The organism is Umezawaea sp., assembly GCF_057122925.1.
In genome coordinates, this window is sequence record NZ_DBNGPQ010000126.1 from 59,479 (window position 1) to 73,113 (window position 13,635).

The 13,635-nt window shown below is 72.8% G+C and carries 12 protein-coding genes and 1 pseudogene; 7 read left to right on the forward strand and 6 right to left on the reverse strand.

What is annotated here, in order from left to right:
• Positions 1 to 90: 90 nt before the first annotated feature.
• From AC156L_RS28675 to ilvA, 3 genes and pseudogenes are all read left to right on the forward strand, one after another.
• A complete protein-coding gene (locus AC156L_RS28675; protein ID WP_330876664.1) occupies positions 91 to 1,704 on the forward strand; it encodes a peptide chain release factor 3 in 1,614 nt (537 codons plus the stop codon).
• Positions 1,705 to 2,586: 882 nt separating this feature from the next.
• The gene (locus tag AC156L_RS28680) at positions 2,587 to 3,261 is read left to right on the forward strand and encodes a DUF1062 domain-containing protein (RefSeq protein ID WP_330876665.1); all 675 of its coding nucleotides are present in this window, start codon (positions 2,587 to 2,589) and stop codon (positions 3,259 to 3,261) included.
• A gap of 113 nt (positions 3,262 to 3,374) precedes the next feature.
• Positions 3,375 to 4,331, forward strand: a pseudogene (gene ilvA, locus AC156L_RS28685) (threonine ammonia-lyase IlvA); the annotation flags it as partial.
• A gap of 14 nt (positions 4,332 to 4,345) precedes the next feature.
• Here ilvA and AC156L_RS28690 read toward each other — a convergent pair.
• Positions 4,346 to 4,558 (reverse strand): RGCVC family protein, encoded by a 213-nt coding sequence (locus tag AC156L_RS28690; RefSeq protein WP_330876666.1) that lies wholly within the window; start codon positions 4,556 to 4,558, stop codon positions 4,346 to 4,348.
• 197 nt (positions 4,559 to 4,755) lie between these two features.
• Between AC156L_RS28690 and AC156L_RS28695 the strand changes: the two genes are divergently transcribed.
• Positions 4,756 to 6,213, forward strand: coding sequence for an alpha/beta hydrolase (locus AC156L_RS28695; protein WP_330876667.1), 1,458 nt, complete (start codon positions 4,756 to 4,758; stop codon positions 6,211 to 6,213).
• Here AC156L_RS28695 and AC156L_RS28700 read toward each other — a convergent pair.
• The 4 genes from AC156L_RS28700 to AC156L_RS28715 form a co-directional block, all read right to left on the reverse strand.
• Positions 6,156 to 6,854, reverse strand: coding sequence for a DUF2306 domain-containing protein (locus AC156L_RS28700; protein ID WP_330876668.1), 699 nt, complete (start codon positions 6,852 to 6,854; stop codon positions 6,156 to 6,158). The genes AC156L_RS28695 and AC156L_RS28700 overlap by 58 nt on opposite strands.
• A gap of 80 nt (positions 6,855 to 6,934) precedes the next feature.
• Complete coding sequence (locus AC156L_RS28705) at positions 6,935 to 7,609, reverse strand: response regulator transcription factor (protein ID WP_330876669.1); 675 nt, start codon at positions 7,607 to 7,609, stop codon at positions 6,935 to 6,937.
• Positions 7,606 to 8,739: a sensor histidine kinase gene (locus AC156L_RS28710; RefSeq protein WP_330876670.1), complete on the reverse strand. Its 1,134-nt coding sequence runs from the start codon at positions 8,737 to 8,739 to the stop codon at positions 7,606 to 7,608. The genes AC156L_RS28705 and AC156L_RS28710 overlap by 4 nt, the downstream gene beginning before the upstream one ends.
• A 34-nt stretch (positions 8,740 to 8,773) precedes the next feature.
• On the reverse strand, positions 8,774 to 9,298 hold the full coding sequence (locus AC156L_RS28715; RefSeq protein WP_330876671.1) for a PadR family transcriptional regulator: 525 nt from the start codon (positions 9,296 to 9,298) through the stop codon (positions 8,774 to 8,776).
• A gap of 41 nt (positions 9,299 to 9,339) precedes the next feature.
• Between AC156L_RS28715 and AC156L_RS28720 the strand changes: the two genes are divergently transcribed.
• From AC156L_RS28720 to AC156L_RS28730, 3 genes are all read left to right on the forward strand, one after another.
• Entirely contained in the window at positions 9,340 to 9,714 is a 375-nt protein-coding gene (locus AC156L_RS28720; protein ID WP_330876672.1) for a nuclear transport factor 2 family protein, read from the forward strand.
• Positions 9,715 to 9,894: 180 nt separating this feature from the next.
• Positions 9,895 to 10,215 (forward strand): hypothetical protein, encoded by a 321-nt coding sequence (locus AC156L_RS28725; protein ID WP_330876673.1) that lies wholly within the window; start codon positions 9,895 to 9,897, stop codon positions 10,213 to 10,215.
• Positions 10,212 to 11,348 (forward strand): WXG100 family type VII secretion target, encoded by a 1,137-nt coding sequence (locus tag AC156L_RS28730; protein WP_330876674.1) that lies wholly within the window; start codon positions 10,212 to 10,214, stop codon positions 11,346 to 11,348. Before AC156L_RS28725 ends, AC156L_RS28730 begins: the two co-directional genes overlap by 4 nt.
• Before the next feature lie 39 nt (positions 11,349 to 11,387).
• Here the strand turns inward: AC156L_RS28730 and AC156L_RS28735 are convergent, their stop codons facing one another.
• Positions 11,388 to 13,556, reverse strand: a complete 2,169-nt coding sequence (locus tag AC156L_RS28735) for a discoidin domain-containing protein (protein ID WP_330876675.1) — start codon at positions 13,554 to 13,556, stop codon at positions 11,388 to 11,390.
• Positions 13,557 to 13,635 lie beyond the last annotated feature (79 nt).

A 13,635-nucleotide genomic window follows, 5' to 3' on the forward strand; every position in this document is an offset into this window, starting at 1 on the left:
CGGAGATAGCACCGATCGGCGCGGAAGGGAACAAGCGGCCAGGGTAGATTTCCGGTGACCCCTGTCAGCGACAGATCGGATGGACCACGCATGACCGCCGCCACTCCGGTGGACACCTCGCCGTCGGCCGCTTTCCGCGAAGCGAGCAGGCGCCGGACGTTCGCGGTCATCAGCCACCCCGACGCGGGCAAGAGCACGCTCACCGAGGCGCTCGCGCTGCACGCGAGGGTGATCTCCGAGGCCGGTGCCGTGCACGGCAAGGCCGGCAGGCGCGGGGTCGTCTCCGACTGGATGGAGATGGAGCAGGCCCGAGGCATCTCGATCACCTCGGCGGCCCTCCAGTTCTCCTACGGCGACGCGGTCATCAACCTGCTCGACACCCCCGGCCACGCCGACTTCTCCGAGGACACCTACCGCGTCCTGTCGGCCGTGGACTGCGCCGTCATGCTGCTCGACGCCGCGAAGGGCCTGGAGCCGCAGACGTTGAAGCTGTTCGACGTCTGCCGCCACCGCGGCATCCCGGTGATCACGTTCATCAACAAGTGGGACCGGCCGGGCCGCGACGCGCTCGACCTCTGCGAGGAGATCAAGCAGCGGATCGACCTGGAGCCCATGCCCCTGACCTGGCCCGTGGGCGAAGCGGGCCGGTTCCGCGGCGTCCTCGACCGCGCCGACGGCAGCTTCATCCGCTACACCAGGACCGCGGGCGGCGCCACCGCCGCGCCCGAGGAGCGGATCGAGCCGTCCCGCGCCCTCCAGGAGGAGGGCGAGGACTGGACCCACGCCGTCGAGAGCGCCGAACTGGTCGACATCTCCGGCGGCGAGTTCGACGTGGCCAAGTTCTTCGACGCCACCGCCACCCCGGTCCTGTTCGGCTCGGGTGTGCTGAACTTCGGCGTGCGCCACCTGCTGGACCTGATCGTGTCCCTGGCGCCCCGCCCCACCCCCAGGCACGACGTGAACGGCGAATCCCGCCCGCTGAACTCCCCGTTCTCGGCGTTCGTGTTCAAGGTGCAGACCGGCATGGACAAGTCCCACCGCGACCAGGTCGCCTTCGCACGAGTCTGCTCGGGCGTCTTCGAACGCGGAATGGTCGTCACCAACGCCACCACCGGAAAACCGTTCGCCACCAAGTACGCCCAACAGGTCTTCGGCCGGGAACGCACCACCTTGGACGTCGCCTACCCCGGCGACGTCATCGGCCTCATCAACGCCTCAGCCCTCCGGGTGGGCGACACCCTCCACGCCGGAAAACCGGCCGTGCGCTTCCCCGGCCTCCCCAGCTTCGCCCCGGAACACTTCGCGGTAGGCCGCCTCACCGACCTGAGCAGGGCCAAGCAGTTCCGCAAGGGCGTGGACCAACTGGCGCAGGAGGGCGTGGTCCAGGTCCTCACGTCAGACCGCCGAGGCGACGGCGTCCCGGTATTCGGCGCAGTGGGCCCCATGCAGTTCGAGGTAGCGGTACACCGCCTACTGGCAGAATTCGGCTGCGTGGTCAAAATGGACCACCTCCCGTACACGATGGTACGACGAATGCCAGACCCAAAACTGCGCTCCACGATCAACCTGGGCAACCGAGGCGAATTCCTCACCAGGGCAGACGGCGCAGAACTGGTGGTGTTCAACGACCAAACAGCACTGAACGTAACCCTGCGGCTCAACGAGGGCTTGGTCCTGGAACCACTGGTAGCCGGCACCACCTGACCAACCAGGCCGAGGGCGGGGCCGGGCCCGGGCCGGAGGGGGCTGGGGCTGAGGGCCAGGCTGGGGCTGGGGCTGGGGGCCAGGCTGGGGCTGGGGGCCAGGCTGGGGCTGGGGCTGGGGGCCAGGCTGGGGCTGGGGCTGGGGCTGGGGGCCAGGCTGGGCTGGGACCGGGCTGGAACTGGAGCTTGGCCTGGGACCGGGCTGGGCGGCGGCCAGGCCGGAGCTGGAACCGAGGCCGGGGCCGGGGCCGGACTGCGACTGGAACTGGAACTGGAACTGGAACTGGAACTGGGACCGGTCAACAAACGGGACCGCAACCAGGAACGGGACCGCAATCGGGAACGGGACCGCAATCGGGTCAGCAGTCGGGACCAACCAAGGCGAGCCGCTGCCTTCCCTAAACCAGTGGCCGATTTTACTTGGGGGATTTGACCCTTACCCTGGTAGATCGGGCAGGTTGACACCACCTGCCCTTTAGCCCGATCAAAGGGTCAAATCGAGGGGCCCCAAGTCAAATCGGCCACCCCCGCCGGGACTTGCAGCCACCCCAATCCCCGCTGAACCAGCAGCCACCCCATTCCCCCACTAAAACCAGCAACCACCCCGCCAAAACCAGCAACCACCCCGCTGAAACCAGCACCCACCCCGCCCCCTCGGAACCAACACCCCCAGACCCACCCGAAAACCAGTTGCCCATCCCCACCAGCCACACCACCATGACGCCCATGGATCAGTAAGTGGCACCACGTGGAACCAGCCGGGTCAGAGGCAACTCCCCGTCTCCTCCACGCACCTCCCCCACCCCGCGACGAGATCACCCGTCGCGCGACCAGGCGTGCCCGTTTCCGCCTACCCCTGAGCCACCTGATCCGACGGGGACCCATGTCCAGCACCCGACCCACCGACCGCAAATCCCTCTGGACCGTCAGGCGACAAGCCCTGCCCACCATCCTCAAACCCTGCCCGGCGTGCGACTCCACCCGCCACCACCCCACGGGCAAGTTCCGCGTCAACGCCAACGGCAAGCTCCTGGACGTCTGGCTGCTGGTCAACTGCGACCGCTGCGGCCGGACCTCCAAGGTCCCCGTCCACGAGCGCGCCCACGTCCACTCCCTCAACCCCACCCACCTGAGGGCGTTCGAGACCAACGACAGGTCCGCGGTCGACCGCCTGGCCGCGGACCCGACCCTGGCGACCAGGAACCAGTACCGCCTCGACTGGACCGACACCTGGTACCTGGACACGGACACGCAGTTCTACGACGTCACCGACGGCACCCCGCTGGAGGTGGTGGTCCGGTTCGAACTCCCCGCCCCCATCCGGGTGGAGAAGCTGGTCACCGCCGGGCTCAACACCACCAGACCCACAGCCAGGAACCTGGTCGCGGAAGGCCACCTCCACCTCCCGCTGCCCCTCCGCTCCAAGGCCCGAACGGACTTCACGTTCCACCTCACCCCACCGAACACCCCACCGAACACCCGACCGAACACCCCGCCAACAACTCCACCGAACACCCCGCCAGACACTCCACCGAACACCCCGAACAGGGGCCGCTAGGGGTCGATCCCGCACCCACCGGGCACGGACCATGGACCACGACGGAGGTGATCCCCTTGACCGCTCAACCACACACGGTGCTCCCGGCCCACCTGGGCCTGCCGGAACTCCGGATCGGCGCGGCCAAGGTGGACGAGGCCGCGCGCCAGCTCTTCGGCGTGGTCACCCGGACCCCCTTGCAGCACAACGCCCGCCTCTCCGCCAAGACCCCCGGCCAGGTCTGGATCAAGCGCGAGGACGCGCAGCCCGTCCGCTCCTACAAGCTGCGCGGCGCCTACCGGCTGCTCGCGTCGCTGGAGGACACGGCCACCGGCGTCGTGTGCGCCAGCGCGGGCAACCACGCGCAGGGCGTGGCCTACGCGTGCGCCGCGCTGGGGGTCCGGGGAACCGTGTTCCTCCCCGGCACCACACCGGCCCAGAAGCGGACCCGGATCGCCGCCATCGGCGGCGAGTGGATCACCATCGCCATCGCGGGCGACACCTACGACGACGCCCGGGCGGCGGCGGAGCGGCACGCGAGGGACACCGGGGCCGTGGTGGTCCCGGCGTTCGACGACCTGCGGACGCTCGTGGGGCAGGGCACCGTCGCCGTCGAGATCATGGCCCAGCTGGGCCGGGTCCCGGACCGCATCGTGGTCCCCGTCGGCGGCGGCGGGCTGCTGGCGGGCATGGCCACGTGGCTGCGGGCCCGGCACAGCGAGGTGGAGCTGATCGGCGTGGAACCGGCGGGCGCGGCGAGCATGGCCGCCGCGCTCGACGCCGGACGTCCGGTGACGCTGCGCGACCTGGACACGTTCGTGGACGGCGCCGCCGTCCGGCGGGCCGGTGACGTGACGTTCCCGATCGTGCGGGACAGCGGCGCGCGGCTGGTGTCGGTGTCCACGGCCGCCGTGTGCGTCGAGATGCTCGACCTCTACCAGGTCGACGGCATCATCGCGGAACCCGCGGGCGCACTGGCGACCAGCGCGATCGGGCGGGCGCTGGACGGCGACACGGGCGGGCTGACCGTGTGCGTCGTGTCCGGCGGCAACAACGACGTGACCCGCTACCCCGACGTGATGGAGCGGGCCTCGCTGGAGGCGCCCTACTTCTCCAGGTAGCCCTTGCTGGAGTTGCTGTACGTCATGCCGCTGGACTCGCCGGAGCACAGGCAGCGGCGGAGGTTGCCGCTCGCGGCCATCGCGGTGCAGTAGCGCAGCGCGACGGGGTCGTGCGTGGCCACCGGGTGGGGGCACACGGCGCACGCCGCGTCGGTCGTGGAGTCGGAAGGGGTCGCGTGCACGTCGGCCGTTGGCATCTGCCCGGTCCTCTGCGTCGTCTTACCTGGTCCGGCGGCCGGGTCGGTGCGACCACGGCGCGGAAGGGTCGCGGTCCCCGGCGGACCGGGGTGGTCAGGGGCGACGGCCCTACGCTACCCCGCCCGCCGGGAACGGACACGATGTGGTCCCGGTCACAGTGAGAACCCGTGAGCGCGTCGTCACCGTCTGGCCCGGCATGACCATCACGAGCACCTCGATCGGAGCCGTCGCGGCACTGGCGGCGGGCCTCCTCACGGCGGTCGCGCCCACGGCGTCGGCCGCTCCCCCATGGCTGACCTGGTCGTCCTGCCCGGACGCCACCGAGGCCGACTGCGCGACCCTGACCGTTCCCGTGGACTGGAGCAGGGAGGGCGGCCCGACCGTCGACCTCGCCGTGGCGCGCCGCCCGGCCACCGATCCCGCCCGCCGCATCGGCGTGCTGGTGGTGAACCCCGGCGGTCCCGGCGGGTCGGCGGCCGAGTTCGCCAAGGAGGCGCCCTCGACGTTCAGCCCCGAGGTCCTGGCCCGCTTCGACGTCGTCGGCGTCGACCCGCGCGGTGTCGGCGACAGCAACCCGATCCTCTGCGACACCTCCGCCACCGGCGTGCCCTACCCGACCGGCAGGCCGGACACGCCGGAGCGCTTCGCGGGGCTGGCCGCGTTCAACCGCGCCGTGGCCGCCGACTGCCGGGCCAGGACCGGGCCCGTCTTCGACCGGGCCGACGCGCGGAGCGCCGTGCGCGACGTCGACGCCCTGCGCGCCGCGCTCGGCGAGCGGAGGATCAGCTACTTCGGCGTCTCCTACGGCACGCTGTACGGGCAGGAGTACGCCGAGCGCTTCGGCCACCGGCTGCGCGCGATGGTGGTCGACAGCGTCGTGGACGGCAGCGCCGACCTGTCCGGCCTGATGCTCCAGGGCGCGCGGGCCGCCGAGGACGTCTTCGCCGAGTTCGCCCGCTGGTGCGGCGCCACGCCGACGTGCGCGCAGCACGGCCGGGACGTCCCTGCGCTGTTCGACGCGCTGCGGGGCAGGGCGGAGCGCGGTGAGCTGCACGAGCCCGGCGCGCCCGACGAGCCGCTGGAGGTCGACCAGCTCGTCGAGCGGACCGTGCGCGCGGGCTACGGCCCGAACTGGGACCTGCTCTCCGCCTACCTCGCGGACCTGGAGGCCCAGACCGGCGCACGGACCTCGCCCGCGACCGACGGCGTCGGCGCGTCCGCGGTCTCGCGCAGGCCGCACCTCGCGGTGCTGTGCGAGGACTTCACCGGCCACCCCACGTCGGCGGACGACGTCGTGAGGATCGACCGCGAGGTGCGCGGGGCGGCGCCGGTGGTGCGGGCCGCGCCGATCTGGAACCGCGCGCTGACGTCGTGCGTCGGCTGGACGGGTCCGGTGCTCAACCCGCCGGGACCGTGGACGCCCCGGCACGCGCCCCCGGTGCTGATGCTCAACTCCCTGCACGACCCGTCCACCGGCCACGAGGGCGCGGTGACCGCGTGGCGGCAGTCGCGCGGTGCCGCCACGCTGGTGACCTACGAGGGCACGGGCCACGGGGTGTACACCCGCACCGACTGCACCCGCGCCACGGCCGACGCCTACCTGCTGGACCTGGTGGTGCCCGCCGACGGCACGCGCTGCCCCGCCGCCGGGTGAGCCCCGCGCCGCGCCGCGACGCGGGGCGACCGGCGGATCACCCACTCGGCGACGACCACGTTGACCACCCAGCCCGCGGCCATCAGCAGCGTCCTGGTGTCCTCGCCCGGCACCACGCCCGCGACCACCCAGGGCAGGTGCGTGAACACCTGCGTGCCCGCGCCGAGGCCGATGGCGTAGCCGCGGACCATCCACGCGCGGTGCGCGGGGAAGTCCCGCCGCCGCACCGCGAGGAAGCCGAGGACGATCGCCGCGGCCATGGCCGTGCCGAACACGAGCCGCAGCGGGGTGAGGAGCGCGCCGTCGCCGGGCGGCTGCGGGTAGACCAGCGCCATCCACAGGCCGGTGAGCGCCGCGACGAGTCCGGCCGGGACCAGGACCCGGCCGGACCGGCGGTGCCAGGCCCGGTGGCGGGCGCGGAAGCCGGGCGCGAACTGGAAGGCGCCCAGCACGCAGAACAGCGTCGCGCCGACGATGTGCAGCACGACGGGCAGCGGCATCGCGACGAAGCGCTCGTTGGCGGACGTGACCTCCGCGCCGCGCGCCAGTTCGGTCACCCGCACGGCACCCGCCACCGAGGGCACCAGGGAGAGGAGGATCAGGGACGCGGGGACGAGCCTGTCGGCCCTCGTGGTCGTCATGGGTGAATCCTGACGACGGCGGGCGCGCCGATCATCGGTGGAAAGGCCGGAGCAGACCTGGTCCGGAGTACCGGGCGGCGCTAGTACTTTCGGTCGGGACCGCCCCGGACGCGGTTCGTCTCGTAGGCCCAGATGGCGATCTCGACCCGGTTGCGGACCCCCAGCTTCGCCATCAGGCTGGCGACGTGGGTCTTGACGGTGCTCAGCGTGATGAACAGCTCGTCGGCGATCTCGCCGTTCGTCCGTCCGCTCGCGACGGTCGCGAGCACCTGCTCCTCCCGCTCCGTCAACGGTTCCACGGGCTGCACCGGCGGCGCGGACGGCCCGCCGTCGGCGAAGGCGCTCAGCAGCCGCGCGGTGACGCTCGGCGCGATCAGCGCGTCGCCCTCGGCCGCGGCGTGCACGGCCTGCGCGAGCAGCGCGGGCCCGGCGTCCTTGAGCAGGAACCCGCGGGCACCCGCCCGCAGCGCCGCGTAGACGTACTCGTCGAGGTCGAAGGTCGTGATGACGACGACCGCCAGCGGTTCGGCGACGGTCGGCCCGGCCAGCAGCCGGGTGGCCTCGATGCCGTCCAGGTCGGGCATCCGGATGTCGAACAGGCACACGTCGGGGCGGAGCCGCCGGGCGAGGTCCACGGCCCGCCGCCCGTCGGCGGCCTCGCCGACGACCTCGATGCCGGGCTGCACGTCGAGGATCATCCTCAGCCCGGTGCGGACGATCTCCTGGTCGTCGGCCACGACCACGCGGACGGTCACGCCGGGACCCCGGTGCGCGGGAGCACTGCGGTGACGGTCCAGCCCCGGCCGGGGTTCGGGCCCGCCTCGCAGGTGCCGCCGAGCAGCCCGGCGCGCTCGGCCATGCCGATCAGCCCGTAGCCCGGCGCAGGGGACGCGGGGCCGGTGTCGCCGTCGTCGCTGACGCGCAGCCGCACGGACGTCGCGTCGGCGGCGACGCGGACCTCGATGCGGGTCGCGTGCCGGGCGTGCCGCCGGGCGTTGGTCACGGATTCCTGGGCCAGGCGGTAGATCGCGGTGCCGACCGACGGCGGGAGGTCGTCGACGTCCCCGACGATCCCCACGTCGACCGCGGGACCGGAGCGCGGTCGGCCCGCGAGCCGTTCGAGGTCGGCGACGCGGGGGTTGGGCGTCCGTTCGGCGGGCAGGTCGCGGCGCAGGACCCGGACCATGGCGCGCATCTCCACCAGCGCGGTGGACGCCTCGGACTCGATCAGCCTGAGCGCGTCGACCGCCGCGTCCGGGCTCAGCGCGGCCGTGGCGATCCCGGCCTGGGCGCGGATCGCGATGGCGGAGACGTGGTGCGCCACGGTGTCGTGCAGGTCGCGCGCCAGCCGTTCGCGCTCCACCAGCTTCACCTGGTCGAGCATCCGCGCCCGCGCCCCGGCCCGGTACCGCACCGCCGTGCCGAGCGACCCGGCCGTGAACGTCACGAGCAGCCCGGCCACGCCGTCACCGGGGCTGGTGTGCCCCAGCGACACCGCGAAGGCCACGTGCGCGAGGATCACCGCCAGTCCGATCACGGCCTCCCGCCCCGACCCCCAGCGGAACAGGGCGTAGACCAGGATGAGCAGGAACGCCATCGTGTAGGACTCGGGCGGGTGCCCGTCGGTGAACAGCGGTGCCAGCCCCGTGACGACGAAGGCGACCGCGAACACCGGCAGCGGGCTGGTCCGCCGCCACAGCAGCGTCGGCACCAGCGCGACGGCGAGCGCGACCGCCACCACCCGCCACGGCGAGTCCGGGCGCAGGAACCCCTCCGCGACGGCGAGCGGTACGAGCACGCCCACGAGCGCCCAGTCCCGCCACACCCTCCCTGGGGCGTCGGACGGACGGGGTTCGCCCCACAGGGAGCGCAGGAGTTCCACCACGCGCCGATCGTAGAAGGGCGGCGACCGTTCCGGATCAGTCCGAAGTACGGTTCACGGTCTCGCGGGCCTCCTCGATCCACGCGAGGTCGGCCTCGGCGCGGTTGATCGCGAAGTGCGCGGTGAGCGCGCGGACGGACCGCTCGACGCCGCCCGCGAGCAGGTCGCGGCAGAAGTCGAGCGTGTGCCGGACCTCGGCCTCCCACCGGTCGAGCTGCGCCAGCAGGTGGTCGCGGCTGGTGTGGTGGCCGAAGTAGAGCTGGATCTGCAACGGCTGCCTGCCGTGCTCGGTCACCGCGTCGAAGCCGTCCAGCCAGGCGCGGAACGCGAGCCGCCCCGCCTCGGTGGCCGTGTAGACGCTCTTGTCCGGCGCTCCCGCCTGGGGCACCACCACGACCGTGGCGTGGCCCCGTTCGACGAGCTTGGGCAGCTCGGCGTAGATGTGCGAGCGGGTGATCGGCCAGAAGTACGCGACCGCCCTGGACGCGCGGGCCCCCAGCTCGTAGCCCGAGGCCGGGCCGTCGAGCAGGAGTCCGAGAACGAGGTGACCACCGGTGGACATGGAGCGAGTATAGTCCAGACTTGACTAGTGAGGAGTTGACTATGGATCCCCAGGACGCCGTCAAGCAGTACGTCCACGCGTGGACCCTGACCGACGAGGCCGACATCCGGTCCGCGCTGGCCGGGTGCTGGGCCGACGACGCGAGCTACACCGACCCGAGCACCGACCCCGTCGTGGGGGTCGAGGGGCTCACCCGGCACATCCTCGGCTTCGCCGAGCAGTTCCCCGACGCCACCATGGCGCCGACGAGCGGCCTGGACGCGCACCACGGCGTCGGCCGGTTCACCTGGCTGCTGTCGTCGCCGACGTCCCTCGTCGCGGACGGGGTCGACCTCGGCCCCGCGCTGCCCGGCCTCGACTTCGTCGAGTTCGCCGAGGACGGCCGGATCCAGCGGGTCGTCGGCTTCTTCGGCTGACACCGGCCGGGGGCGCGGTGCTCCCCGGCGGCACCGCGCCCCGGACCCGCCGCCGCACCACTCCCCTGCGCCGTACAGCCGATTGATCGCCCCGTGGCGGGTGCGCGACCCTGCTGTCATGTCGGACCACAACGGGTGTCGGCGAGCCCTCGCCGCCGACGAGGACCGGGACGGCGACCGGTGACCGGCGGGTACGAGGTCGTCGACGACGACCTGACCGGACACGCCCGCACGCTCGACGGCGTCGGGGACGACCTGGAGGCGGCGCTGAGCGCCGTGGAGCGGGTGAACCTGACCGCCGACGCCTACGGGGCCGTCGGCAGGCGGTTCGTCCCGGTGGCCGAGCAGGTCGCCGCGGCCTGGTGCGACGCCGTGCGCACGAGCGTCGTCGAACTCCTCCAGGCCGCGAAGGACGTGCGCGGCACGGTGACGACGCACCAGCGGGACGACGGTTCCGGTGCGGCCCGCTTCGGCGACGACCCACCGGCGGTCACGTCGTGACCAGCGCCGGGCTGAACGGGCTGGACGCGACCATCCGGCCGGTCGAGGACCTCGCGGCGGCGGGGCTCGGCCGGCTCACCGGGTACGTCCAGCCGTTGCAGGACGCCGTGGACCGCATGAGGGGCAACGCCGCCGTGGTGCGGACCTTCACCGACGCCTGGACGACGGCCGCCGAGAGCGTCCTGGGGACGGCGGAGCGGCTCACCACCGCGGTGGGCCGGGAGACCGCGCGCTGGCACGGGGACTCCGCCGACGGCTACCGGGGCAGGAGCGCCTCCACCGCCGCCGCGCTCCAGGACGCGGCGACGCTCGCGGCCGGGCTGGGCGAGGTGTGCCTCTCGGCGGCGGAGGCCGTCGCCGGGGCGAGGAGGGACGCGGGCGGCCTGCTCGCGGACCTGGTGCGGCGGCTGATCGACTTCGCCAGACCGGCGGTCGCGGCGGAGGGCGTCACGACGGCCGTGCTCGCCACGGCCACCTCGATGGTCGACGCCTGCGCGGGTCCGATCGCCGAGCACGAGGAGCGCGCGGGAACCGCGCTGGCGCGGGCCGAGTCCGCGCTCCTGGCGCTGGTGACGCAACCGAGGACGCGACTGGCCACCCGGCCCGACCACGACCCCGAGCGGGAGACGCCCCCGCGGACCCGGATCAGGCCCGCACCGTGGGAGCGCCACCCCTCCTACGACGAGATGGCCCCGGACCAGCGCCACCGGCTCCAGGAGGCGATGAGGGACCGGACCGCGCACGTCGGCAGGGCCGAGCCGCTGAGCACCGTCAACATCGAGCAGTCCCTGCGCGGCGGGCCGCCGGGCACCAGCCCCGGCGTCGCCCCGGACCCGTCTGAGGTCGCGGTGACGTTCGCGGACGACCGCGTGCGCGCGGCGCGCGACGTCCTGAGCATCGACCCGACCGCGGCGACCGCGGCCCAGGACGTCGACAACGCGCTGCTCAGGCTGTCGCCGTTCACCCGGCTCGGCGACTCCACCACCGCCGAGCTGTGGATCCAGGTCCCCAACGGCACCGGCACCGACGACCTCGGGGCCCTGCACGGAAGGTTGACCGTGCCCCAGGAGGGCATCAGGGCCCACTTCCGCGACCAGACCGGCAGGGTCCTCGGGACGTTCGGCGCCCCCTGACGACCGGTGCGGGCGCCGGGCGCCCGCACCGGTCGGCGCTCAGCGGCGGTACACGCCGAACTCGTAGAGCGCGTAGCCCCACGCGGTGCCGCGCTGCGTGGCGTTGACGCGGACGTACCGGGCGGACGTGGCGACGGGCACGTCGTCCGCTCCCCCGTCACCGGTCGTGGTCGCGAAGACCGACCTCCAGGTGTTCCCGTCGTCGGAGACCTGGACCTCGTAGGCCTTGCCGTACGCGGCCTCCCAGATGAGCTGGACGTGGTTGATCGCGGTGACCGAACCGAGGTCGACCCTGATCCACTGCGGGTCGCTCCAGTCGCTGGCCCACCGGGTGGTGGCGTTGCCGTCGGTGGCCCGCTCCGGCGGGTACGGCGCTCCGTCGCCCACCTGCTGGTAGGACGACGCCGTGGTCGGCTTGCCCTGCGCGACGTTCGTGCCCTGCACCGGCGGGGCGACGACGCGGAACGACTTCGTCTCGATGCCGATGTTGCCCTTGCCGTCCCTGGCGTACAGGTACACCTTCCACACGCCGAGCATCTGCGGCGCGGTCACCGTGAACGGGCCGTTGCCGGTGAACGCCGCGGAGATGATGCCGCCCGCACCGTTGATGTACTTGCTGTTCAGGCCGATCGTGTAGCTGATCGGGTCGCCGTTGGGGTCGCTGACGCTCGCGGACAGCGTGAACGTGCCGCCCGCGGGGACGTCGGTGGTGCGGCTGAGCGCCATGTTCGAGATGACCGGCGGGGTGTTGGCCGCCGCCGCGCCGCCGTACATCTGCCGGACCGCGTAGTAGGACAGGCGCTTCTCGCCGTTGGGGATCAGGTTGAACCACACGCCGCCGAAGTCGCCCTCGGTGCCGTAGTGGAACAGCGTGGCGCCCAGCGCGACACCGGTGTGCCCGGTGACGCAGTTCCACGCGCGGGTGTAGCCGTCGCGCTTCTGCACGTCGGTCGGCTCGGTCGCCACGCCGTTGGCGTCGTTGGGGACCTCCCACTCACCGGCCGGTCCGCCCTCGGTGACGATGTAGGGCTTGGTGTAGCCGCCGCTGATCCAGTCCTGCCGGACGTTGCACACGGCGTTGTAGGCGTTGACCGAGTACAGGTCCAGGTCCGGGGCGTTGGCCTTGAGGTAGGGCCACGCGCCGGTCCAGGCGTCGGTGTTGGTGACGGGGTGGTTCGCGTCGATCGCGTGGATGGCGCGCGCCGCGTCGTTGACGAACCGGGCGTAGGCGTTGCGCTGGTTCTCCAGCTCGGTGCCGGAGAAGCAGTTCCCCATGCCGAGGATGGACTCGTTGCCGACGTTCCACATCAGGACGCCCTGGTGGCCCCTGTACTCGGTGACCCACCGCTGGATCTCCGAGAGCATGGTGGCCTTGTAGGCCGAGTCGGTGACGTAGTTGACGCAGCCGCCGCTGCCGGGGCCGCCGCCGGGCTGGAGCCAGAAGCCCGCCATCACCTTGATGCCGTTCGCGGCGGCGGCGTCGAACAGGGCCCGGCTGGTGGCGTCGGTGCCCCAGGTGCGGATCGTGTTGGCGCCCATGGCCTTCAGGTCGGGCATCCGGGCCGCGGCCTCGGAGACCGGCGGCCCCCAGGTGAGGCCCTTGACCACGTACGGGGCGCCGTCCACGGAGAGCTGCCAGTTGCCCTGCGAGCCGGTCACCCGCGTGACGCCGGGTCCGCCGGGGTTGGGACCGGTCGTGCCGGGCGTGCCGCTGACCTGGAACTCCCACAGGGAGTAGCCGTAGCCGCCGACGCGCTGGGTGCCGAGCACCCGCACGTACCGGCCGGTGCCGGTGACGGCCAGCGTCTGGTTGCCGCCGCTGCCGGTCGTGGTGCTGTAGACCGACCGCCAGTCGGTGTCGTTGTCGGAGACCTGGATCTGGAACGCCGTGGCGTAGGCCGACTCCCAGCGGAGCACGACCTCGCTGATCGTGGCGGTGGACCCGAGGTCGACCCGCAGCCACTGCGGGTCGCTGAACGCGCTGCCCCAGCGGGTGCCGGGATCACCGTCGACGGCGGCGGAGGCGGGCGTGCCCGCTCCCTCGCTCGACGACGCCGTCACGGGTTTGCCCTGCGACAGCAGGGTCGCCGCCTGGGCCGGGTTCGCCGTGACCACCAGGAAGCCCAGGAACAGGGCGACCAGTGCGGCCAGTGCGACGGGACGGGTTCGCCTGCGCTGCGGGGACGCGTCGGGCGGGTGGGTGCGCATGACATCTCCTACCTCGGTGGGGACCGCGCCGGGATGAGCCGCCCCCTACCCGCCGTGGCGGGCAGCAGTGGGAGAGCGC